The sequence below is a fragment of the Dehalobacter sp. TeCB1 genome, assembly GCF_001707455.1.
GTDB classification, from domain to species: domain Bacteria; phylum Bacillota; class Desulfitobacteriia; order Desulfitobacteriales; family Syntrophobotulaceae; genus Dehalobacter; species Dehalobacter restrictus.
On record NZ_MCHF01000008.1, the window covers coordinates 1 to 20998 of the forward strand.

At 44.4% G+C, this 20998-nt stretch carries 22 protein-coding genes; 11 read left to right on the forward strand and 11 right to left on the reverse strand.

Annotated elements, in window-relative coordinates:
* The coding region (locus tag A7D23_RS01840) for a transposase (protein WP_176714381.1) at positions 1-320 on the forward strand (320 nt) is incomplete at its 5' end.
* 241 nt (positions 321-561) lie between these two features.
* Here A7D23_RS01840 and A7D23_RS01845 read toward each other — a convergent pair.
* Positions 562-1455, reverse strand: a complete 894-nt coding sequence (locus A7D23_RS01845) for an RluA family pseudouridine synthase (RefSeq protein WP_019226808.1) — start codon at positions 1453-1455, stop codon at positions 562-564.
* Positions 1456-1737: 282 nt separating this feature from the next.
* On the opposite strand from A7D23_RS01845, the gene A7D23_RS01850 reads away from it, so the two are divergent.
* From A7D23_RS01850 to yedF, 3 genes are all read left to right on the forward strand, one after another.
* A complete protein-coding gene (locus tag A7D23_RS01850; protein ID WP_019226807.1) occupies positions 1738-2880 on the forward strand; it encodes an aminotransferase class V-fold PLP-dependent enzyme in 1143 nt (380 codons plus the stop codon).
* Positions 2877-3107 carry a DUF3343 domain-containing protein gene (locus A7D23_RS01855; RefSeq protein ID WP_019226806.1) on the forward strand — a complete coding sequence of 77 codons (231 nt, stop codon included), beginning with the start codon at positions 2877-2879 and terminating at the stop codon, positions 3105-3107. Before A7D23_RS01850 ends, A7D23_RS01855 begins: the two co-directional genes overlap by 4 nt.
* Before the next feature lie 104 nt (positions 3108-3211).
* Positions 3212-3550: a sulfurtransferase-like selenium metabolism protein YedF gene (gene yedF / locus A7D23_RS01860; protein WP_019226805.1), complete on the forward strand. Its 339-nt coding sequence runs from the start codon at positions 3212-3214 to the stop codon at positions 3548-3550.
* Positions 3551-3808: 258 nt separating this feature from the next.
* Here yedF and A7D23_RS01865 read toward each other — a convergent pair whose 3' ends face one another.
* Positions 3809-4162, reverse strand: coding sequence for a hypothetical protein (locus A7D23_RS01865; RefSeq protein WP_019226804.1), 354 nt, complete (start codon positions 4160-4162; stop codon positions 3809-3811).
* Positions 4163-4349: 187 nt separating this feature from the next.
* On the opposite strand from A7D23_RS01865, the gene A7D23_RS01870 reads away from it, so the two are divergent.
* Complete coding sequence (locus A7D23_RS01870; protein WP_019226803.1) at positions 4350-5339, forward strand: sigma 54-interacting transcriptional regulator; 990 nt, start codon at positions 4350-4352, stop codon at positions 5337-5339.
* 168 nt (positions 5340-5507) lie between these two features.
* Here the strand turns inward: A7D23_RS01870 and glmS are convergent, their stop codons facing one another.
* From glmS to cdaA, 5 genes are all read right to left on the reverse strand, one after another.
* Positions 5508-7337, reverse strand: coding sequence for a glutamine--fructose-6-phosphate transaminase (isomerizing) (gene glmS, locus A7D23_RS01875; protein WP_019226802.1), 1830 nt, complete (start codon positions 7335-7337; stop codon positions 5508-5510).
* 721 nt (positions 7338-8058) lie between these two features.
* The gene (gene glmM / locus A7D23_RS01880; protein WP_019226801.1) at positions 8059-9405 is read right to left on the reverse strand and encodes a phosphoglucosamine mutase; all 1347 of its coding nucleotides are present in this window, start codon (positions 9403-9405) and stop codon (positions 8059-8061) included.
* 87 nt (positions 9406-9492) lie between these two features.
* Positions 9493-11100 carry an FAD-dependent protein gene (locus tag A7D23_RS01885; RefSeq protein ID WP_019226800.1) on the reverse strand — a complete coding sequence of 536 codons (1608 nt, stop codon included), beginning with the start codon at positions 11098-11100 and terminating at the stop codon, positions 9493-9495.
* A gap of 11 nt (positions 11101-11111) precedes the next feature.
* Positions 11112-12359 carry a CdaR family protein gene (locus A7D23_RS01890; protein ID WP_019226799.1) on the reverse strand — a complete coding sequence of 416 codons (1248 nt, stop codon included), beginning with the start codon at positions 12357-12359 and terminating at the stop codon, positions 11112-11114.
* Positions 12346-13173 (reverse strand): diadenylate cyclase CdaA, encoded by an 828-nt coding sequence (gene cdaA / locus A7D23_RS01895; RefSeq protein ID WP_015043824.1) that lies wholly within the window; start codon positions 13171-13173, stop codon positions 12346-12348. Before cdaA ends, A7D23_RS01890 begins: the two co-directional genes overlap by 14 nt.
* Before the next feature lie 125 nt (positions 13174-13298).
* On the opposite strand from cdaA, the gene A7D23_RS01900 reads away from it, so the two are divergent.
* From A7D23_RS01900 to A7D23_RS15930, 3 genes are all read left to right on the forward strand, one after another.
* The gene (locus A7D23_RS01900) at positions 13299-13622 is read left to right on the forward strand and encodes a nucleotide pyrophosphohydrolase (RefSeq protein ID WP_019226798.1); all 324 of its coding nucleotides are present in this window, start codon (positions 13299-13301) and stop codon (positions 13620-13622) included.
* A gap of 312 nt (positions 13623-13934) precedes the next feature.
* On the forward strand, positions 13935-14129 hold the full coding sequence (locus A7D23_RS01905) for a hypothetical protein (RefSeq protein WP_019226797.1): 195 nt from the start codon (positions 13935-13937) through the stop codon (positions 14127-14129).
* A 19-nt stretch (positions 14130-14148) separates the two neighbouring features.
* The gene (locus A7D23_RS15930; RefSeq protein WP_019226796.1) at positions 14149-14292 is read left to right on the forward strand and encodes a hypothetical protein; all 144 of its coding nucleotides are present in this window, start codon (positions 14149-14151) and stop codon (positions 14290-14292) included.
* Between the two features lie 129 nt (positions 14293-14421).
* Here the strand turns inward: A7D23_RS15930 and A7D23_RS01910 are convergent, their stop codons facing one another.
* Positions 14422-14940, reverse strand: coding sequence for an HD domain-containing phosphohydrolase (locus A7D23_RS01910; protein WP_019226795.1), 519 nt, complete (start codon positions 14938-14940; stop codon positions 14422-14424).
* A gap of 148 nt (positions 14941-15088) precedes the next feature.
* On the opposite strand from A7D23_RS01910, the gene A7D23_RS01915 reads away from it, so the two are divergent.
* The 3 genes from A7D23_RS01915 to A7D23_RS01925 all read left to right on the forward strand — a co-directional run bounded on the left by A7D23_RS01915 (position 15089) and on the right by A7D23_RS01925 (position 18074).
* Positions 15089-16015, forward strand: coding sequence for an alpha/beta hydrolase (locus tag A7D23_RS01915; RefSeq protein ID WP_019226794.1), 927 nt, complete (start codon positions 15089-15091; stop codon positions 16013-16015).
* Positions 16016-16095: 80 nt separating this feature from the next.
* Complete coding sequence (locus tag A7D23_RS01920; RefSeq protein ID WP_019226793.1) at positions 16096-17379, forward strand: hypothetical protein; 1284 nt, start codon at positions 16096-16098, stop codon at positions 17377-17379.
* A gap of 26 nt (positions 17380-17405) precedes the next feature.
* Positions 17406-18074 (forward strand): DUF6320 domain-containing protein, encoded by a 669-nt coding sequence (locus A7D23_RS01925; protein ID WP_019226792.1) that lies wholly within the window; start codon positions 17406-17408, stop codon positions 18072-18074.
* Between the two features lie 864 nt (positions 18075-18938).
* Here A7D23_RS01925 and A7D23_RS01935 read toward each other — a convergent pair.
* The 3 genes from A7D23_RS01935 to A7D23_RS01945 all read right to left on the reverse strand — a co-directional run bounded on the left by A7D23_RS01935 (position 18939) and on the right by A7D23_RS01945 (position 20027).
* The gene (locus A7D23_RS01935) at positions 18939-19253 is read right to left on the reverse strand and encodes a helix-turn-helix transcriptional regulator (protein WP_068882945.1); all 315 of its coding nucleotides are present in this window, start codon (positions 19251-19253) and stop codon (positions 18939-18941) included.
* Between the two features lie 51 nt (positions 19254-19304).
* Positions 19305-19634, reverse strand: a complete 330-nt coding sequence (locus tag A7D23_RS01940) for a type II toxin-antitoxin system RelE/ParE family toxin (RefSeq protein WP_068883162.1) — start codon at positions 19632-19634, stop codon at positions 19305-19307.
* A 132-nt stretch (positions 19635-19766) separates the two neighbouring features.
* Entirely contained in the window at positions 19767-20027 is a 261-nt protein-coding gene (locus A7D23_RS01945) for a helix-turn-helix domain-containing protein (RefSeq protein WP_068882948.1), read from the reverse strand.
* Positions 20028-20998 lie beyond the last annotated feature (971 nt).

The window sequence follows — 20998 nt, forward strand, 5'->3', positions numbered from 1 at the left end:
TAGAATCCTACTTATTCGACGTGGAAAAATGCAAAATCTGCCCCTATAAAGCAGGCTGCTATAAAGACGGGGCAAAAACCAAAACATATTCTGTAACGATAAAACACCACACGCATGAAGAACAGGCCATATTTCAGGATAGCGAATATTTCAAAGAAAAGTCAAAGGAACGTTACAAAATTGAGGCAAAAAACAGCGAGCTAAAACATAGACATGGGTATGGTGTTGCATCTGCTTCAGGCATATTTGGTATGCAGCTACAAGCGGCGACCACAATATTTGCTGTTAATTTAAAAAGAATTATAACTTTAATGGGTTAAAAAGAGAGTGATAAACTAAGCCATTACATATAAGAATTGAAAAACCAGGAGAATGAGTCAATATATCTCATCTTCTGGTTTTTTGGTTGTGTGGTTTAAGCGAAAAACAAAGTGTTTTTCAGTGGCCTCTGAACAGCATGTTCTTTTTTGGTTTTCCTTTGGGACTTCCCCTTTTCATTGGCGCATACAGGCCGAGATACCGTTACAGAACCTGGTGGTGGTAAAAGTCACTCCCCAAAAGCTATAAAGAAAGATGGCTGATTAGGTTTTCCAAATCAGGCGGAACAGGGGCCTGTATTTCAATTAACTTTCCGTCCATGGGATGGCAAAACGAGACGGATCTGGCATGCAAGGCCTGTCTGGGTATCAGGGAGGAGCGCTTCCCGTACATTCTGTCTCCGAGCACAGGATGGCCACGTGAGGAGAGATGAACGCGAATCTGGTGTGTTCTTCCGGTTTCAAGGGTAAGCTCCAACAGAGAATAATTTTCAAAAGTCTTGATCGTATTGTAATGGGTAAGCGCACGCTCCCCCTGATCATGAACAGCCCGCCGGTTCGGCAGTGTTGGATGCGGTCCGATCGGTGCGTCAACAGAACCGGATGGCGGCTCAATTCTTCCCCGGACCACTGCGTAATATTTTCTTTTCAGCCTCCCATCCTGTAACTGTTTTTCCAGTTCAGACTGGGTTCGTGCATCTTTGGCAAATACCACACAGCCTGTAGTATCCCGATCTAGACGATGTAAAGGACGAATGGTAATTGTCTCTCCATTTTCCCGAAAGTACTCCGCCAGATAGTTAGCCAGCGTTCCGCCGGTTGTTTGCCCTGCTGGATGCACCAACATGCCGGCTGGTTTATATAAAATAATAAGTGCCGGATCTTCAAACAAAATGTCAATCGATCCCGGCTCAGGCTTAACCCCAAAGAACTGATCTTCCAAAACGAGAACATCCAAGATGTCCCCACTTTTTATCTTTTTCTGAAGATAAGCATTTCTTTTATTGAGACGCACTCCGCCTGCTCTGGTCAGCTTTTGAATCTTTCTGCCGGGACATTGTAAAATACTTTTCAGATACTGCTCGACAGTCAAGCCCTGATGTTCTTCCGTAATCCGAAATGTTTGGAATTTCTTCATAAGATCCCTCTCTCATGTCTTTTGACCATGCTTTTCCTTCACCATTTTTGACCGCGATCTGGTTAATAATAATTTAATTAGATTCAAAACATTGATTAAATTCCGGAGCATCAATTGAATTATAAATAATAATTGTATTTGGGTATCGATTGATGTCTTGAATACTTGACAGTAGGACCGATCGGAATTAGAGATAGCAGATTCTGTCGGGAGAAGATGCAAATCCAATGTCCCTATGCTAAAATAAGTCATATTAAATCCATGTGATAAGGGGAGACGGAATTGCTTTATTTTGATAATGCCGCAACTTCCTGGCCGAAACCCGAGGTGGTCTACGAAACCCATGACCGGGTCCTGCGTCAGGGAGGGAGTGCCGGACGCGGTGTCAATCAATCTTCTCTGCGCGCCGGGCGGGAGCTTCTTCATACCAGAAAGGCTTTAAGCCGCTTGTTTGGCATCGCAAATACTGAGAGAATTGTTTTTACGCAGAATATCACCGAATCGCTCAATGTGGGACTTCATGGACTTCTTCAGACTGGGGATCATGTTCTGATCAGCTCCCTTGAACATAATGCCGTTGTCCGTCCGCTGGAATATCTCAAAAAGAGCGGAATTTCCTATACAATTGTTCCGTGCAGCCGGGAGGGTTTTTTGGATCCTGCTATCGTGGAATCTAATTTCCAGCCCAATACCCGCCTGCTTTGTTTTACGCATGCCTCGAATGTGCTGGGCACGATTCTTCCAATCAAGCAGCTCGGACAAATCGCTAAAGCGCACCATTGCCTGTTTATGGTGGATGCGGCCCAGACTGCCGGCGTGATACCAATTGACGTGGAAGACCAGCACATCGATTTTTTAGCCTTTACCGGGCATAAGAGCCTGTCGGGACCTCAAGGGGTTGGCGGATACTATGCCAGGCCAGATCTTGTTTTGAATCCCCTGATTTATGGAGGGACAGGCCTTCATTCCCTGACCCTTGAACAACCGGATATCTGGCCGGAAGGGATGGAGAGCGGCACACGGAATATCCCGGGAATCGCGGCCCTTGGGGCTGCGGTAGAATTCATATTGCATGAGGGTCTCCCCAAGATCCGCAGCCATGAACTTCAACTGATGTCTATCCTGCTTGAAGGATTGGAATATATCCCGGAAATCCAAATTCTGGGGCCCTGTGACATCAATGCGAGAGTCGGCCTGGTGTCCTGTGTTTTCCGGAATCATACCCCTGACAGCGTGGCTCTGGAGCTGGACCGCCGCTTTGATATTGTTACCCGCTCCGGACTGCATTGTGCCCCCTTAGCCCATCAAACAGCTGGAACCATTGATCGCGGAGCATTGCGCATCAGTATCAATTATTCTCAAACAGAGTCGGATATAGCGGCGTTATTGGCTGCTTTAAACACCATATTGGGAGGTTCAATGTGACAAGTTCGGAAAATGTCGCCCTTGTTTTCAGGTCCGTTCATCAGACGCTTGAAGCAGAAGATCTTTTGAATTCAGGCAGCTGGCCTTTTGTCCTGATACCGGTCCCTCCCTCAATTAACCAGGGCTGCGGGCTCGCGATCCAGATCGCCTGCTCCGACCAGCAGGGTGTTGAAGCGTATTTGGAGCAGCATGACATTCTCCCACTCAAAGCTGTCCGTATGGATTGATGATTATTTTTTGCTTCAGGGATCATATTAAATTTTGGATTTAAGATGTATGATTCTTGTCTTTTTGTATAAATGAATATTGGATATTGAAAGGAGCATTTTTTATGGGTTACGTATTGTTGGTTACAAGTAAAGGTTTCGGTAAAGGTGAAGAAATCCTAGGAGAAAAATTAATGTATTCCTATCTCTACAGTCTGAGCGAGGGAGACCATTTGCCCTCTCATATTTTATTCCTGCACGAGGGCGTCAAGCTGGTCACGGCAGATGCCCCAGTTCTGAACATTTTAAAGACTTTAGTCGATAAAGGGGTTACCATTTATGCCTGTGGCATCTGCCTGGACTTCTACAACCTGAAGGATCAGGTCAAGGTAGGTGAAATCGGCAACATGTATCTGAATATGGATATTATGGCCGAGGCTGAGAAAGTAATTACCCTTGGGTAACATCCGTTCAGTTATGCCGCAGGAATATACTGTTTAAGCAAAAATGACTTACGATATTACTTGCTTCACCCAGTTGGCAGCACGTTCCAACTCACCATGTTTCAGTGGTCCTTCAGAGTTTTTAACATAAAATCCTTCAGGAGGGAAAATTCATATTTCCTCCTTTTTCTTTAGCCGCTCAGCAATTGATTTCGCAGTATAGCCAACGATCTTGACCTTGTTCAATAAATATCTGTATCTTGTTACTCTTAAACGATTTTAATGATGATGACTGTGCGGTTCCGGATCTACTCCGCTAACCATTACTGTACGGTAGTCACAGCCGATATAGGTCTGCTTTCCGCCCGGCAGGTCTAATGTGCAGTCGGAAGAATCCTCCGTCCAGTCTTCGACAAGCGGTTCCAGCAGATCGATGATCGTCTCCAGCCCGTTTTCCTCTTCGTCAATAACCTCAATGGTCGCAAAACCGTAAGCCGAGGAGTTATTACCATGAATCTCAAACGGGACCAGTTCGCAGTCCTCCGGCAAAAGTGCGAGCACCTTCTGGACATGTTTCTTTTTTAGGCCGCTTTCTGCAGGCACCATCCATGCCGCTGCATGATAGGTTGACAATGGGATAACCTCCTTACCCAGTAACAGGTTTTTTCAGATAATTATATTACTTAAGTGTCTGACAAGGCAAATTTTATTGATAGATGATTATAACACTTGGGTAAAATTTGAATTGACATAATTTTCAGATAATGATAATATTGACCCTAAGCATCTAATCGACAAAACAAAAGGAGCCGAAATTTTCATGCTATCTCAAGAAAGAATTGAAAAGCAATCTCAACTTAATCATGACACCATTCATACTTTTGAAGCAATTGTCGGGAAAAGCCGGCCTATCGTACAGGCCATTGATTTTGCCAGGAATATCAGCAAGTCTACATATAATGTTCTGCTAAATGGTGAAAGTGGGACAGGAAAAGAGATATTTGCTCAGGCAATTCATCATGATTATTGTCCTGAAGGGCCTTTTGTCGCCCTTAATTGTGCTTCTATACCCAGAAATTTAATTGAAAGTGAATTATTCGGCTATGAAGGAGGGGCTTTTACCGGAGCCAACAAAAACGGTCAGCCCGGTAAAATAGAGGCTGCCAATGGCGGAACTTTGTTTTTGGATGAAATCGGGGATATGCCTTTGGAAGTCCAGCCTGTATTATTACGTGTCCTCGAGGACAAAAGAGTCGTCAGGATCAACAGCAGCAAGTACACCACGGTAAACTTCAGACTTATCGCCGCAACTAACCAGAACCTGTTTCAAATGGTACAGGAAAAAACATTTCGAAGCGATCTATATTTCCGTTTATCCGTTTTAGCGATCGACATACCCCCGTTGCGGGACAGAGGAAAGGATATTCTCCTGCTCGCGCATTATTTTTTGGATCAGATCAGTAAAGAACTACAATGTGAACCACCCAAATTAAGTTTTGAGGTCTATAAAGCGCTTGTGGAATATACCTGGCCCGGAAACATCAGGCAGTTAAAAAATGCGATGGTGTATGCGGTCTTTAAAGCCAAAAACGGCATACTGAATATCGGAGACCTTCCGAATGAAATCAAACACAGGCAAACCACCGTAAGTGTAACACAAAGCAATGATCCGCTGCCTTTAAGGGATATACAAAAAGAAGCCATTATGCATGCTTTGTGTAAAAATAAAAACAAAGACGAAGCGGCCAGAGAGCTGGGCTTATCAAAATCAACATTGTACAGAAAAATCAAGGAGTATGGTCTTAAGTAAAATATACCAGGGCGCGCAAACGCCCTAGTTATAGAGCTTCCGTTGGAAAACGGCAATAAGTTGAGAGCAAAAAAGCAGCCCACATTCAGGGGGCTACTTTTTTTGTTAAAAACTTTATTTGGCCGGCTTTTTCAGTATCTTCCGTAGGATTACCAAATACGCTTCATATTACTCAACCGTCACTGATTTAGCCAGGTTCCTGGGCTTATCGACATCGTTCCCTCTGGCGACAGAAACATAGTAGGACAGAAGCTGCAGTGGAATCACCGTTAAGAGCGGAGCAAGCTCATTGACGGTCTCCGGGATATAGAATATTTCATTAACCGACTTGTGGAAATCGGTATTTCCTTCAAACGTAAACCCGATGACCTTGGCGTCCCTGGCCTTAACCTCGATCACATTCGAGACCGTTTTCTCGTACAGGTCCCTCTGGGTTGCGAGCGCGATAATCGGTGTATCCTCTGTAATCAGCGCGAGCGTGCCATGCTTTAACTCACCTGAAGCATAGGCTTCAGCGTGAATATACGAGATTTCTTTAAGCTTCAGAGAACCTTCCTGCGCAACTGCCCAGTCCAGGCCGCGCCCGATAAAGAATGCGCTGCCCACTTCTTCAAAGTACCTGGCTAGGGTCTTAATGCGTTCAGCTCCTTCTTTGAGGATAATCTCCGCTTTATCAGGAATTTTGCCAAGTTCGGAAATAATTTCGGTGATCCATTCCTTCGGCATGGTTCCTTTGGCCTGCGTAAGATAAAGTGCAAGCAGGATCATTCCTTCGATCTGGGTCGTATAAGCTTTCGTCGAGGCCACGGCAATTTCCGGTCCCGCCCAGGTGTGGATCACATCGTGTGCTTCCCTAGCCACGGAGCTGCCGACGACATTGGTGATCGCGATAACTCTGGCTCCCTTCTTTTTTGATTCGCGCAAAGCTGCCAGGGTGTCGGCCGTTTCTCCTGACTGGCTGATTACAACGACCAGAGTTTTATCATCAATCAAAGGCGCTCTGTACCGGAACTCTGAAGCGATATCGACTTCGACCGGTATTTTGGCCCAGTGTTCAATTAGCCCTTTGCCGATCAGTCCGGCATGATACGCAGTTCCGCAGGCAACAATTGCTACTTTATTGAATAAAGCAACCTCTTTCGGGGTAAGATCCACTTCCTGCAGCACAACATGGTCGTGGTTCAGTCTTCCGGCCAGCGTGTCCCGCAGGGCCTTCGGCTGTTCAAAAATCTCTTTTAGCATAAAGTGCTCGTAACCGCCTTTTTCGGCTGCCACAGCATCCCAAGTGACTTCAAAGACGCTCTTTTCAACACATTCGCCTGTCGTAAAATCGGAGAACTTCAAACCTTCGGCCGAGACGGTCACCATTTCCCCGTCTTCCATGATGTACGTCTTTCTCGTATATTTAAGTACAGCCGGGATATCGCTCGCGACAAAATATTCTCCGTCTCCAATACCGACGATCAACGGACTGTCTTTGCGGGCTGCAACCATAACATCGGGATTCTTATAGCTCAAAACGACGACTGCATAGGACCCTTCTACCTTGGCCAGCATTTTTTTGACTGCGTCCTGGAGATCCCCTTTATAAAAATGTTCGACCAGATGAGCCAGCACTTCCGTATCCGTTTCGGAACGGAAAAGATGTCCCTCCGCAGTCAGCCATTCTCTAAGCTCGAGATAATTCTCAATAATTCCGTTATGTACAACGGCAAAATCTCCATGGCAGTCCATATGAGGGTGAGCATTCACATCAGACGGTCTGCCGTGCGTTGCCCACCGGGTATGGCCGATTCCGATTCTTGCATTGTAAGTGCGGTTGCCCAGCTTTTCCTCTAAGTTGACAAGTTTCCCAACACTCTTGGTGATCCGGATCCCGCCTTCTTCCATGACCGCTATGCCCGAGGAATCATATCCCCTATATTCAAGCTTTCTTAAACCTTCAACCAAAATTGGAACAGCCGATTTTTCTCCAAAATATCCTACAATACCACACATGTTTTTTGTTCTCCTCGTTTCAATTTTAATAATTTTTTAGTTGTTGTCTCATTCATGACGTGTTCCTATAACATTATATTTCCGTCAGCCATAAAAAATAGCCGTCAAGGACGGCTACAGATCTCTAACATACAAACATAAAGTGAGAGAAGATATAACAAGGCAAGACAAATCAAAACAAGTCAAGACCTGTTAACCCTGTTCGTGACTTCTTTCCCAACTGCTTCGCAATCGGGCGTAGAAAAGCACGGACAACTGAAGGGATTCCGCAAAGAAAACCTTCTTCCTGTTTGATCCGCTCTTGTCCCGGAAATTGCTTTCCGGATTTGCAACGAATCTAACGATGACAAGCCACCGAGAGGCACCCGCCGAAAACTTCGATTAACCTCTTCCTCGTCAACCCAAAATGGGTTCTGGCGCTACATTTCTGTGCGGAAAGATCCGCAGTGTAAACTGTATACTGTAAACCGTCAAAATTATCCACTATTCATTTTTTAGTCCCTGAACCTATTCCCAACCACCTCCTCATAAGCAGTCTATTATCTATCAATGTAACAGACCAGCAATGCTTCCGACTTTCCTATTATAATCCATATGAGAAAATAGGTACAGACTTATTTTCTCAAGATTATCTGAAGATTATCCGAAAAAAAACTTGGTTGGTGCCGGTCTATTACATTTTTATTCTATTACATTTTCCGTCAAAGGGTTCTAACCCTTTTCAGCCAAGGTCATTCTGATCGACAATACTGACCACCTTGATGACTTCTTCAGCCAGCCTGGTTAGCTCCTGCTGGTCCGGTCCTTCCAGCATGACCCGGATCAGAGACTCCGTACCGGACGGACGAACAAGGATCCTGCCATCCTCGCCCAGGCTTTCCTGAACCTCTCTGACCTTCAGGTTCACTTGCTCATTCTGCATAATCTTGTCTTTACTACCGACGCTGGTATTCACCAGGACCTGCGGGAATCGTTTCATTTGTTTGGCCAGCTCGGACAGCTTGGCTTTTTTCTCTTTTATTACGGACAACAGCTGCAGACCAGAGAGCAGCCCGTCACCCGTCGTATTGTGTTCCAGAAAAATAAGGTGGCCGGACTGTTCCCCACCGAGGATTGCGCCAGATTCCAGCAGTTTCTCCATGACGTAGCGGTCCCCAACCTTGGTCTCAAGGATCCGGATGCCAGCTTTGCGGAGAGCTTTATGCAGTCCCATGTTACTCATCACGGTTACAACCAGCGAATCATGGGCCAACTTCCCTTTATCTTTCAGGGCTCGCGCACAGATCACCATGATCGCATCGCCATCAAGAATATTGCCGTTCTCATCAACAGCAATGATCCGATCCGCGTCTCCGTCACAGGCCAGCCCGAGATCCGCACCATGCTGCAGGACTTCTTTAGCGAGCGCTTCCGGATGCGTCGAACCGCAGTGAACATTAATATTGATCCCGTCAGGCTGGTTATAGAGTGGTATGACCTCAGCACCGAGATCGGCCAGTACTTTTGGGCCCACTTCATAAGCCGCGCCGTTGGCGCAATCCAGGATGATTTTAAGCCCTTTCAGGGATACGGAGGTTTTTTTCAGGAATGCGGCATATTTCTCCGACGCATTCTCGACTTCCACAATGCTGCCAATGTCGCCGCCTGAAGGTAATTCCAGCTCATCAATCCTCTTCAGTGTATCTTCAATCTCATCTTCCAGCTCGTCCGAAAGTTTGAATCCGCTTCCGGCAAAAAATTTAATACCGTTGTCCTCATAAGGGTTATGCGACGCCGAAATGACAACACCGGCACTTGCTTCCAACGTCCGGGTCAAAAATGCGATGCCTGGCGTTGGAAGGACCCCAGCCTTCAGTACATCGACTCCCATCGAACAAATACCTGCTGCCAGCGCTGCCTCCAACATATCTCCTGATATCCGGGTATCCTTGCCAATGACAATTTTGGCTTTTTCCTGCCCTTTTCCCAAAACGTAGGCTCCTGCTTTTCCAAGTTTGAAAGCAAGCTCCGGCGTAAGCTCCGTATTTGCTTTTCCTCTGACTCCATCCGTTCCAAAAAGTCTGGCCAAATTCAAGCTCCCCTTTCATTTCCAGTCAACTTAAGGTTATATATATACTGTTAATTGGTTTATTTTTTTTGGATTTTCCAACTTTTTTTACTCTTTGGGCGTATATTGCGCCATCAATTTTTCGGCAGCCCTGAGTCCATCGACCGCCGAACTGGTGATCCCGCCGGCGTACCCAGCTCCTTCTCCTGCCGGAAACAGACCTTTCAGGTTTACGGACTGGCCTGATTCATTGCGCAGGATCCTGACAGGCGCACTCGTTCTGGATTCAATTCCAGAAAGTGTGGCTTCGGCACCGGCAAAACCTTTCATTTTCTGATCAAAGGCCAGCAGGGCTCTCTCGATCACGCTGCCGATTTCATCCGGCAAAATCGTATGCAGATCCACCGATGTATATCCCGGCCGATACGTCGGTACAAGCGAAAATTTCTTAGTCAGCCGATTCCGCAAGAAATCCTGTACCGACTGAGCGGGTACCCAGTAATTCCTTCCTCCGGCCAGAAAAGCCTTCTGCTCCCATTCTCTCTGAAAATCAATCCCTGCTAATGGGTCGCTAGAAGCAAAGTCCTTGGGACTGACTGTCACAACAACCGCACTGTTCGCAATGGCAGTGTCCCTGGAAAAGTTACTCATCCCATTGGTGACGATCCCTCCGTCTTCGGAAGAAGAGGCAATCACCTGTCCGCCAGGGCACATGCAAAACGTATAAGCGCCTCGGCCGCTGCTTATATCTTTATAGGTCAGCTGATAGTCTGCTGGACCTAGCCGAGCGTGGAAAGGGACCCCATATTGAGTCAGGTTGACATATTCCTGCCGGTGCTCGATTCGCAGCCCGACCGCCAAAGGCTTCGCTTCTAGCTGCACGCCAAGAACCTTCAGGAACTGATAAACGTCCCGCGCACTGTGTCCGACTGCTAGAATCACCGTTTCCGCCGGGATCATCTCCGCACCATCGATCTCCACAGCCTCCAGTTGATTGTTGGCGGTTTTCAAGCCGGTCACTTTGGTCCGGAAGAGCACCTCACCGCCCAAAGCTTCAATTTTAGCCCGCATTGCCGCGACGACCTTCTTCAGTATATCGGTTCCGATATGTGGTTTGGCTGCATACAGAATTTCGGGGCTGGCTCCGAATTCCACAAAACTTTCTAATACTTCCCGTACTCTTCGGTCATCAATCCGAGTGGTCAGCTTGCCGTCGGAAAATGTCCCGGCACCGCCTTCCCCAAATTGGACATTACTCTCCGGATCGAGGATTCCTGTATTCCAAAAGTGTTCAACTGTTCCACTTCTGTCTTCAACTTTGTCTCCACGTTCCAGCACCAGCGGCCTGTAGCCTTTCCGGGCCAGGGTCAACGCAGCAAAATATCCCGCAGGTCCTGTCCCCACCACAATCGGCCGGAAAGCAAGTTTGGACGCCGGGTAGCCATTTAGCGGGTGCTCCGGGACAAACACTTTTTCTTTCAGCCGCGGATAATGGGCCATTGCTTTTCTTAATTCCGGACCGGAAATCTGAGCACAAAACTCAACGGTATAAACAAAAAAAAGCTCCGGCTTTTGGCGTGCGTCAACAGAACGCCGTAGTATCCGCAGGTTATTGATCTTTTCGCGTGTCACTCTTAATCTGCGGGCCAGAATATCCGGCAATTCCCCCTCATCCTGGTCCACAGGCAGCTTTAGATCCGACCAAATCAGATTCAATCTATCCAACTCTATTCTTTATTATCTCCGGAAGTTGCTGTGCTTGCCTTCAGAACAAGCTGCACTTTGGGTATGCTAACCATCGTCACCCCGGATGGGACTTCCCACAGTACCGATACGTCGGAGTATGTCCCTTCCTTCAGTCCTTTAGCATCTATCCAACAGGAAATATCCTCTTGTTTCAGCGCTTTAAGAATATCCGGATATCCGCTGACCGTGACATCAATCGGCTGAATGTTATCAGCAGTCAGTCCGTCGGGAATATTTTTAATCCCGACCGGTATCCCTTTCAGGATCTCATTCTCCGCTTTGGCACCGACATAAACCATGACGCTGATTTTTGTTCCCTTACTGAAAGACACTCCTTTGGGCAAAGCAATTGAATTCAGGGAAACATTAATGGTTTTGGTGCTGGTAATTCTGCTGATATCAATGGTCCCAAGATTTAAATATTCGACCGCTTCAAGTTCTTCCTCTTTACCAACGAGCTGAACCTGTGACGGAAGCGGAGTCACGAGCCGTACTTCCATTCCATCCGCAGGTGTCCCTTTAGTTACCACCCGGAGCGGCACAGTTTTACTCGCCGTCCCTTTTGCATATACCGGCATGATTACCTCAACAGTATCAGGAAAAGCCTGCAGTGTGGGGTACGGATTCGCGTCAAAAATCCCCGCATTTTGGTTATCAGTAAAGTAGACCGGCCTAACCACACTTTTGCTCTCTGTGAGATCTGTAAATTCTACATCGACGGTGACGCTTGTAAGGTTGGCCAGGACCGACGCAGGTCCCCGTACATTGACCACGGAAGGAGTGAATAACAGTTCGCCTGCCACATAGCCGGAAGCCGGTTCACCCTTAACGTTGGCCTGAACCTTGACAATCTTGTCTTCAAGCCGATCCAGCTTTAATGTCACTGTTTTCGGACTGATTTCTTCAACTTTTATACCTTCCGGTGCATTAATTTGAACATCATAGGTGGATTCCCCGGCTACAGCGTCTTTGAGGTCGACATAAGCAACCAGGTCTTTGACACTGCTTTCTTGGGAGGAACTGTCAATCCTGATCGTAATCGTCGGAACCGGCGATATGATCCCAATATTGGAGGGCTGGTTGTAAAACACCAGCTGCCGGGTATCAATATTCTTTGAAAAAATTGAGGAATTATTCTGGCTGGTCAGCCATATCCAGAAAACAATCGCCAGGACCAGAGAGATCACTTTATATCCAAGGTTTCGCCGTAAAATATCACGTATTGGCATTGTTGTCACCTCTTCGGAACAGATTGTGCCCGGAAGCTTTTTCGACCAGTATCTCATTCTTTAAAAGATCGCGGAGGCTCTTTTCATCGAGGAAGCGAGTGAGCCTGCTGTTTTTGGCCGTAGAAACGACACCAGTTTCTTCAGATACGATAATAACCAGCGCATCTGATACTTCTGAAAGCCCTAAAGCAGCTCTGTGTCTGGTCCCCAAATCCTTCTGCAGCCCGTTATCCTGGGTCAAAGGCAAAAAACAGCCTGCAGCCGCAACTCTGTCCCCACGGATAATCACCGCGCCGTCATGGAGCGGCGACTTTGGAATAAATAGGTTGACCAGGAACTCTGAAGAGACAACCCCATCAATTTTAACACCGGTCTCAACATATTCCTGAATCCCGGTTGTTTTTTCAAGGACGATCAAAGCGCCAATGCGGCTTTGCGATAAAACCTGACTGCACCTGACAATTTCCTCGATCAGCTTCTTATACTCCTCAGGTCCGGTTGTCGCCGGGTGCATGGTAATAAACTTACCTCTACCAATCTGTTCCAGGGTCCTTCTTAACTCAGGCTGAAAAACGACAGGCAGCGCAACCACCAGCATGGTCCAGACTTTTTCCACCATCCAGTTCAGCGTTGTAAGTCCAAGCTGCCTTGCAATCAAAGAAATGACCATAAACACAAAAAGACCCTTGATTAATTGGACGGCCCTTGTTCCTTTAATCAGCATAAGCAATTGATAGATAATGATCGCGACAACGACAATATCTACGAAATCTTTCCATTGAACCATTTGTGCAAACGTCTGCAGATATGCCACTGTCTCACTCCTTAAAAATAGATCAATGGATCATGATTCTACATTAATCCCTAAATTCCTTGCCTGACAGAAAAAATTCCCTTAAAATTGAACTTACAATAAACTGCAAGGGAGTATTGTTCGCGATGGATATCAAAGATTGGCAAAAAGAAGTCGATAATTGGATTTCCCAATTTGAAGAGGGTTACTGGCAGCCCTCTTCGATGATGCTCCGGCTGATCGAAGAAGTTGGCGAGCTGGCCAGAGAGGTTAATCATCGTTACGGAGAAAAACCCAAGAAACCGTCCGAGCAGGAGGGTGATCTTGCGCTGGAAATGGCCGACATTCTGTTTATCATCATATGTATGGCCAATTCGCTTCAGATAGACCTTGAAAAATCCTTTGAAGGAATGATGGAAAAATACCGTCTCCGGGATAGCGACCGCTGGACCAGAAAACAGCCGGAATGACTAGCCGGGCGCATTTACAACAAGTACCATTTTATACCTTTTTCTGTAATTAGTAAAATATTTTTTATTCACCCTACCCAGTACTTGGCAAAATCTATTGACCATCAATATTTCATTATGCTAAAGTAGGCTGAGATACATATTTTATTAGACTTGGCGCAAACTTATCTAATACCCCTGGACGCAGGGGTATTTTTCTATCTAAGTTAGAGATTTTATCAATTGTCAAAAAATTTCATTTAAAGACAGCTAATAAAATTTGCTAAATTGGTTAAAGCTAAAGACAGAATTTTAATTTAGGAGGGAATGACGATGCGGGAAGGCTTGATACCCAGCGCATTAGGAACTGCAGTCACAGCAGCCGGTGTTGCCTTAAGGGTCAAAGATATGAAAAAAAACGGTATGAACAAAAGGGAAGTATATCCCCTAATCAGTGCCGGAATCATCGGGTTTGGTCTAGCCCATATGATATTGGGCGGGATTGACTTATATGAACACCGCTTTTAATTTAAGGAGGTCTTAAGCCGTGGACAGTGTCATGCATATGGATTTTGCCCAACTTGATCAGACCCAGCTAAATCAGGTCAAACAAGCTGAATCAACCCTGAATTCTCAATACAAAGCTAACAATGAAGAACTGGTCTTATTGGCTTTTAAAAAAAGCAAGTAAGAACCAGCTGCCCGGCAAAAGATTCGCCCAAAGAAAAAACCAGATAATTCATGCTGTCTGGTATTTCTTTGGGCTTATTTTCTCTTCATTTTAATTATTATTATTTATTTGGATTTTTTTGTTCTTCGATTATGATTCGGCTGTCAGATAGGCTATCGCAGCTTCGCAGATCTCCTTGCAATAAATGAGTCCTTTTCCGCGGTTTAACTCCGAAATGATTTCCTGTTTCGACTGGGCTGCCCTGTATGCTCTATCACTTGCCATCGCATCGATAGTATCCGCGACTCTGATAATTTTGGCTTCAAATCGTATTTCCTGCCCCTTTAAACCGCGGGGATACCCCGAGCCATCCATATTTTCATGGTGCTCAAGAATGATTTCAGCGATCGGCCATGGGAAATTGACCCTAGATATTGCCGCCCAACCAATTTCGGGATGCATCCGGATGACCGCAAATTCTGAATCAGTTAATTTTCCGGGTTTCAGGAGAATGTCTGAGGGGATGCTTATTTTCCCAATATCGTGAAGTCGTGAAGCAATACTAATTGGCTTTAATTGTTCCTCCTTGACAATACCTAAATTCCTCGCTATTTGGAGGGCCAGACGCTGTGTCCTTATCTGATGGTTCAAATCCCAGGGATCATTCATTCCAATCCCCCCTTCATCAGTATATGGACAAGCATCAAATAAGGGAACAAATTGCCGCTAGCAAATGTGGAATTATAATCGATAAACTTGCGTTTTTCGATTATAATGGAATCAGGATAGGATAGCACAGCGAAAGAGAGGTCGTTCAATGAAACGCTTCAGAAAAAGGCTTTTAAAAGCACTGTCCTATCCGGATGTAAATATTAAGAAGACCTATAAGATCTACCGGAAAGTCCAGAAGGTTGTACATCCATATTTTAAGCCGCTGTACAATTTATTGGACCATAAGATCATTGTTGCTTCAAGAGAAATCCCGGTGCGCATTTTTCGTCCTGAAAACCAAGAAATCCCCAGAGTTCTAATCTTCTTTCACGGCGGAGGCTGGGTTACTGGAGACATTGATTCCTACACCAATGTCTGTGCCAAAATGGCGGATCAGACCAATCATACGGTTATTTCCGTAGATTATCTTTTAGCGCCGGAAAACCCCTTCCCAGCTGGCATTGAGGAATGTTATCATGTTGCCAGGGAGTTATCCTTACGCTATGATCTGCTGCAATGCAGTCCCAAGGATATTACCTTGATTGGGGACAGTGCGGGCGGCAATCTGGCAGCAGCCGTGTCTTTAATGGCCAGAGACAGGGGTGAATTTCTGCCCCCCCGTCAAATACTCATCTATCCCGCAACCTATATTGATCATAGCCCAAGCTCTCCATTTCCGTCTATACGGGAAAATGGTACAGATTATATATTAACTGCCAAACGCATTCAGGATTATATGGATCTATATGTCCAAAGAGAAGAAGACCGCAACAACCCTTACGCGGCACCACTCTTAGCTAAAGATTTATCGAATCAGCCCCAGACACTGATTATCACGGCTGAATTTGACCCACTCCGCGATGAGGGGGAGGCTTATGGAATACGTCTGAGGGAATCCGGCAACGATGTCAGGATATATCGAATGAAAGACGCTGTTCATGGTTTCTTCTCGCTGGCATGGAACACGGAGCACCTCATCACATGCTATAAGGTGATTAATTCTTTTTTAGATGGCAGTACATTGTCAACCTAAAAATTATAATATGATGGCAAGCAGATTCTCAATATTCTAATTTTTGGGTTAACATAGTACGATATCAGAAAGGTGATCGAATGAGACAGCGAAAGAGCGTTGAGTGGACTAGACTGGATAATGCCTCTAAGATCTTTCCGGCAACATGCAGCAATAAAGACACGAAAGTATTCCGGCTCGCCTGTGAACTCTATAACGCTGTAGATCCTGAAATGTTGCAGGAAGCCCTGAATATCACGATGGATTATTTTCCGTTTTACAAATCCGTCTTAAGGAAAGGCGTATTCTGGTATTATTTTCAGACCAGCGACCTACATCCTGTAGTTGAAAGGGAGTCTGATCCGGTCTGTGCGCCGATCTATCTTGATGACAGAAAGAATTTGCTTTTCCGTGTGTCCTATTACCATAACAGAATCAATCTGGAAATTTTTCATGCTTTATCTGACGGTACTGGGGCGCTCTGGTTCATGAAAACCCTGGTCTATCATTATATCCGTCTGCGGCATAAGGAAGCCTTTGCGGACCAAATCCCTGAATTCAAGCCAAACGCCTCGATCAGCGAAAAAATGGATGACAGTTTCGGCAGGTATTTTGAAGGCCGGGATCTGGATATTCTGAAGCTGATGGATAACCCGAACAAAGCGAAAACAGCCCGGACTTATCGCATCCGTGGAACCAGGCTGGATGAAAACAAAGTGAAAGTAATCGAAGGTTCGATGTCTGCCAAGGAAGCTTTGGGATTAGCACATAAATATAATGCTACTTTGACTGTTTTTATTGCCGCCTTGTTTATTTATGCCCTACATAAAGAAAGGCCTGTACGCACGAAGAATGATCCCGTGGTTTTGTCCGTCCCGATTAATTTGCGGAATTTTTTCCAATCTGAGACAACCAGAAATTTTTTCAGCACGATGAATATTGGTTATCCCTTTGGCCAAGAAAGCCCCGATTTTCAAGACGTGATTCGAGGTGTAAGTGAGGACTTCCGAAAAGAGCTTACTGCAGAAAGCTTAAATCAACGCTTAAATCAATTAATGTCAATTGAAAAGAATCTTCTGACCCGGATTATTCCTTTGCCTTTCAAGGATTATTCACTGCGCCTGGCCAGTAAAATTGCTGACAGGGGGATCACTGCGGCAATAACGAATATTGGTCAAATCTTGCTTCCAGAAGAATTCAAACGCTATATTCGGCAGTTTAGCCTTTGCAGCAGCGCCAGAATGCCTCATATCAGCATATGCTCCTACAATGACAGGCTGGCTGTAAGTTTTAGTTCACCCTTCCGGGAAACTGAAATTCAACGTACTTTTTTTGAGTTCCTTTCGGAAAACGGCATCGACATTGAAATTACATGCAATCTTTAATCGAGTTAACAGAGAGGATCATCTTTATGCAATATTGCAGTCATTGCCAGGTCCGCATACGCGGCAATAAAAGAAATTGTCCCCTATGCGGAAATATTCTGCCGGGACACGATGGTGCCTACGATCAGCAGGAAATCTATCCGGTGGTTCCTCCTTTCTATGAACGGCATCTGGCCTTGCGGATTATGATCTTTGCCTCTGTCGTTGCTCTGGTCGTCAGTTTTATGGTCTATGCGTTATTCCCCTCGAGTATAAACTGGCCTGTTTTTGCTTTATTCGGCCTCATCAGCATGTGGCTGAGTTTAATTATCGTCATCAAGAAAAGGCATCACATTACCAAGAATATCATGTGGCAGGTAACCATTTTATCTTTTCTCAGTGTTATCTGGGACTGGGGAACCGGCTGGCGGGGCTGGTCCCTAGACTTTGTTGTTCCTATTTTGTTTGTCTCCGCCATGTTTGTGCTGTATGTAACGGCGAAAATTATGAAGCTCAGGGCCAGAGATTACATTACTTATTTTCTGTTAGATGGTCTTCTCGGCATCATTCCGGTAATATTCCTCTTGTTTGACTGGATTCATGTGCTATACCCTTCCGTAATCTCTGTTGCCGTCAGCATCATATTCCTCTCTGCGATCCTGATCTTTCAAGGGGAAAATATCAAGGCAGAACTAGCCAAACGCATGCATATTTAACATGGTTGCAACCCAAATATTACCAATGTATATTATGCCTATCCACATAGACGATTACCACTTTCACAGGAAACTCTGTCTATAAATATATTAGTAAAGGGCTGCAAAATGATAATCAGAAAAAATGGATTTACAAAAGACGATCTATGTCTTATGTTGAGCGAAACTACTACAAAAATCGTACAGAATATTGAAGATCGATGCGGAAAACTAAAGTCCTTCGATCTGAACTTCAATTTTGAGAAGTCACAATACCGGCTCACTGATCGGGACATAGGAGCATTCCGAAGCAGGAGCCAAAAGGATGACATTTAGAATAAATTCGGATATTAAAAAAGCATCCAGATTCGTTCTACCTGCTGCTTATTTTAGCAATTAGCAAAATAGGGGCTGCTGAAAACTATCAAAACCTGCATGGACCTTGGTAATCAATGGTATTTTGCGCTAAAATAGTACATGCATAAACTTTATTAAAAAGTCTTGCGTTTTGGTGCAGGTTTTGATGCACAAGTAAAAAAGGTCAACTTCAAAGGTCAATTTGTAAAACTGAGTAAAAACTATTAATAAATTGTAAATTTTTCTGACACACAATACGCATACAAACACAAAAACAACCTCCAAGGAAAAACCCTAGAGGTCTTGTTTCTAGTGGAGCCGATGGTCGGAATCGAACCGACGACCTGCTCATTACGAGTGCCTTGACGCGTAGTCCAACTGAAACTGCCGAATCCTGAAATGTAGGAATATAGCGGCTTTCAGGTTTCAGCAAATGTCCTTCAAACTAACTAATACTGCCTTTTTCTGATTGAATTGCAGTAGTAATTGCAGTAAATTGCAGTAGTAAAAAACTCTTCATTAGACTAATTAAACCATCTGACACTCGTCCTTTTTACTACCTTTTTTTTTGACTTCAAGCTCCAATCCTGCTCCATCCAAATATTTAAGAAAATTTCTCAAAGTGGGGGAATGTCCTACTTTTTCCATTCTTGAAATACTTTGCTGACTTATCCCTGTTATTTCTGCAAGCTCCGGCTGTGTTATTCCGGATTCTTTTCTCATTTTTATGATTGTCTCAATAAGCTTATATTCTGTATCGATAATTTCATAAGCTTTGGCAAATTCTTGATTCTTTTTTCTTTCTTCTATTTCTGCCTTAATGTTCCCCTTAACAAATGGCATTTTCTTTTTCTCCTTTAAATAGTTTCTAATAGTTTTTATCTTTTAGTTTCTTTATATCTCTATAGCCCTTTGCTTAGCTAGTCTTATATCCGTGAGTTCTGCTTTATTTTTTTGTTTTTTACATACATGAAGTATGTAAATATTATCTCTGTCTATCATCAAATAGAAAAATCTGTTATGTCTTTTGAACTTTATTTCATAAATACCTGCTTTGGTATCTATTGGTCTAGTTTCAAGGATATCCTTTAAATAATCAAATCCCTCTTCCTCTAATTTTTCAAGTATCTTCCAGCCTTCTGCGCTTTCAATTGCCGGCAGGTTATCAAGATATTCGGCAATTAAATCTTTTCCTCCAGCTGTTTGGTATCGAAAGACATTCACATTATATCCTCCTGAGTTGAAAAAATACATCATATTTGATTTATTTTTTCTATTTATAAAATACAACATCTTTGATGTATTGTCAATAAATCCTTTATTGAATAAACATATTATAAATTTATTCATTCCATATTAGTTTCCTTTTTTCATAATCTGAAATAATGCTTTTCTCCCCATTTCACTGTTTAGCCATACTTGTAAGGCTTCACGGGGAAACTTAACCGTCTTTGGCCCAAACCACAAGGCCGGAAAACCAGTGGTATTTACTGTATGAGCTAACTGATAAAGTTTATCCCGGCCAATTCTAAATTTCTGTGCTGCTTCTGTTGCAGTTAAAAGTTCTCCCTGCCTTGATGGATCACTCTTTGAATTGACTATATTTGTAGTCTCCATAACGTCCCCTTTCGATTTACAAACAATAAAGCAGCAGAAGGGTATGCCTCGCAATAAAAATATCTATCCACTTATTCAGGCATACCCCATACCGCTTTCTGTTTTGGTTTTCTTATTGGTTATATCCGGCAGGCGGCGGTTAACCGTCTCATAGGAATTTCACCTCCCCGTCAACGACCGGGGCGTACTCTGGGACTTAACCTCGACTGCACGCAAGTATCATTATCCCTTCGTATGTGTCATGGCCATAAATGCTACCAGCATTTATTTATTGCACGGGTATTAACCGCTTCCACCTTACCTTATATCGACTCCATTAATGACTTTAATCCTTTTGTTGAAATTCGACGTTACCGAACAGGTGATCATGGCGTACCTGCAATCTGGCTTTCCTTTTATAGGACATACGGGGAAAGTACCGGATAAAACACATATTTAATTTTCAAAGACCTCCGAGGGGGGTAGAATAAGTCTCTCTATTAATCAGCAGATTTTTTTGCCGTTTGTACCCCCCCCTTTAAAATATTTATTGAGAATTTTTCATATTTTTTTGTGGTTAATGATTGGATTATGATACTCGGCTTAACTTTCTACTTTAAATACATTAGCTTGTGCGAATTCCGATAGTGTTTCAGAAATGCAAAAACACCGCAATCCATGCGGTGTCTATGTTTTCTATGAAATCGATGGTCGGAATCGAACCGACAACGGTGGTTGTTCATAATGTAGTATAAATACCATTAACTAAACAAACTCTTGATCCAATCCCAGATTCTTCTTAGGATGCCCTTATTTTTATATAAGCTATCATAATAAGCATTCCGCCTTAATTCCTCAGCAGCACGTCCCGCCTCAATTTGCCCAGGCATCCATTTAGGTGCCCACACAACTTGACCGTTACGTATGAAATAATGCGATTGGCATGGTTGCTGCCAATTGCCTATCGAAGGGTATAGTGTTGGGCCATCAGG

Coding starts and splice junctions, on each gene's coding strand:
- A7D23_RS01925 (WP_019226792.1), top strand. CDS start 17,406: ATGCAATATTGCAGTCATTGCCAGGTCCGCATACGCGGCAATAAAAGA.
- A7D23_RS01890 (WP_019226799.1), bottom strand. CDS start 12,359: ATGCCAATACGTGATATTTTACGGCGAAACCTTGGATATAAAGTGATC.
- A7D23_RS01915 (WP_019226794.1), top strand. CDS start 15,089: ATGAAACGCTTCAGAAAAAGGCTTTTAAAAGCACTGTCCTATCCGGAT.
- glmS (WP_019226802.1), bottom strand. CDS start 7,337: ATGTGTGGTATTGTAGGATATTTTGGAGAAAAATCGGCTGTTCCAATT.
- A7D23_RS01945 (WP_068882948.1), bottom strand. CDS start 20,027: ATGGAGACTACAAATATAGTCAATTCAAAGAGTGATCCATCAAGGCAG.
- A7D23_RS01870 (WP_019226803.1), top strand. CDS start 4,350: ATGCTATCTCAAGAAAGAATTGAAAAGCAATCTCAACTTAATCATGAC.
- A7D23_RS01910 (WP_019226795.1), bottom strand. CDS start 14,940: ATGAATGATCCCTGGGATTTGAACCATCAGATAAGGACACAGCGTCTG.
- A7D23_RS01900 (WP_019226798.1), top strand. CDS start 13,299: ATGGATATCAAAGATTGGCAAAAAGAAGTCGATAATTGGATTTCCCAA.
- A7D23_RS01905 (WP_019226797.1), top strand. CDS start 13,935: ATGCGGGAAGGCTTGATACCCAGCGCATTAGGAACTGCAGTCACAGCA.
- A7D23_RS01935 (WP_068882945.1), bottom strand. CDS start 19,253: ATGCCATTTGTTAAGGGGAACATTAAGGCAGAAATAGAAGAAAGAAAA.
- A7D23_RS01920 (WP_019226793.1), top strand. CDS start 16,096: ATGAGACAGCGAAAGAGCGTTGAGTGGACTAGACTGGATAATGCCTCT.
- yedF (WP_019226805.1), top strand. CDS start 3,212: ATGGGTTACGTATTGTTGGTTACAAGTAAAGGTTTCGGTAAAGGTGAA.
- A7D23_RS01845 (WP_019226808.1), bottom strand. CDS start 1,455: ATGAAGAAATTCCAAACATTTCGGATTACGGAAGAACATCAGGGCTTG.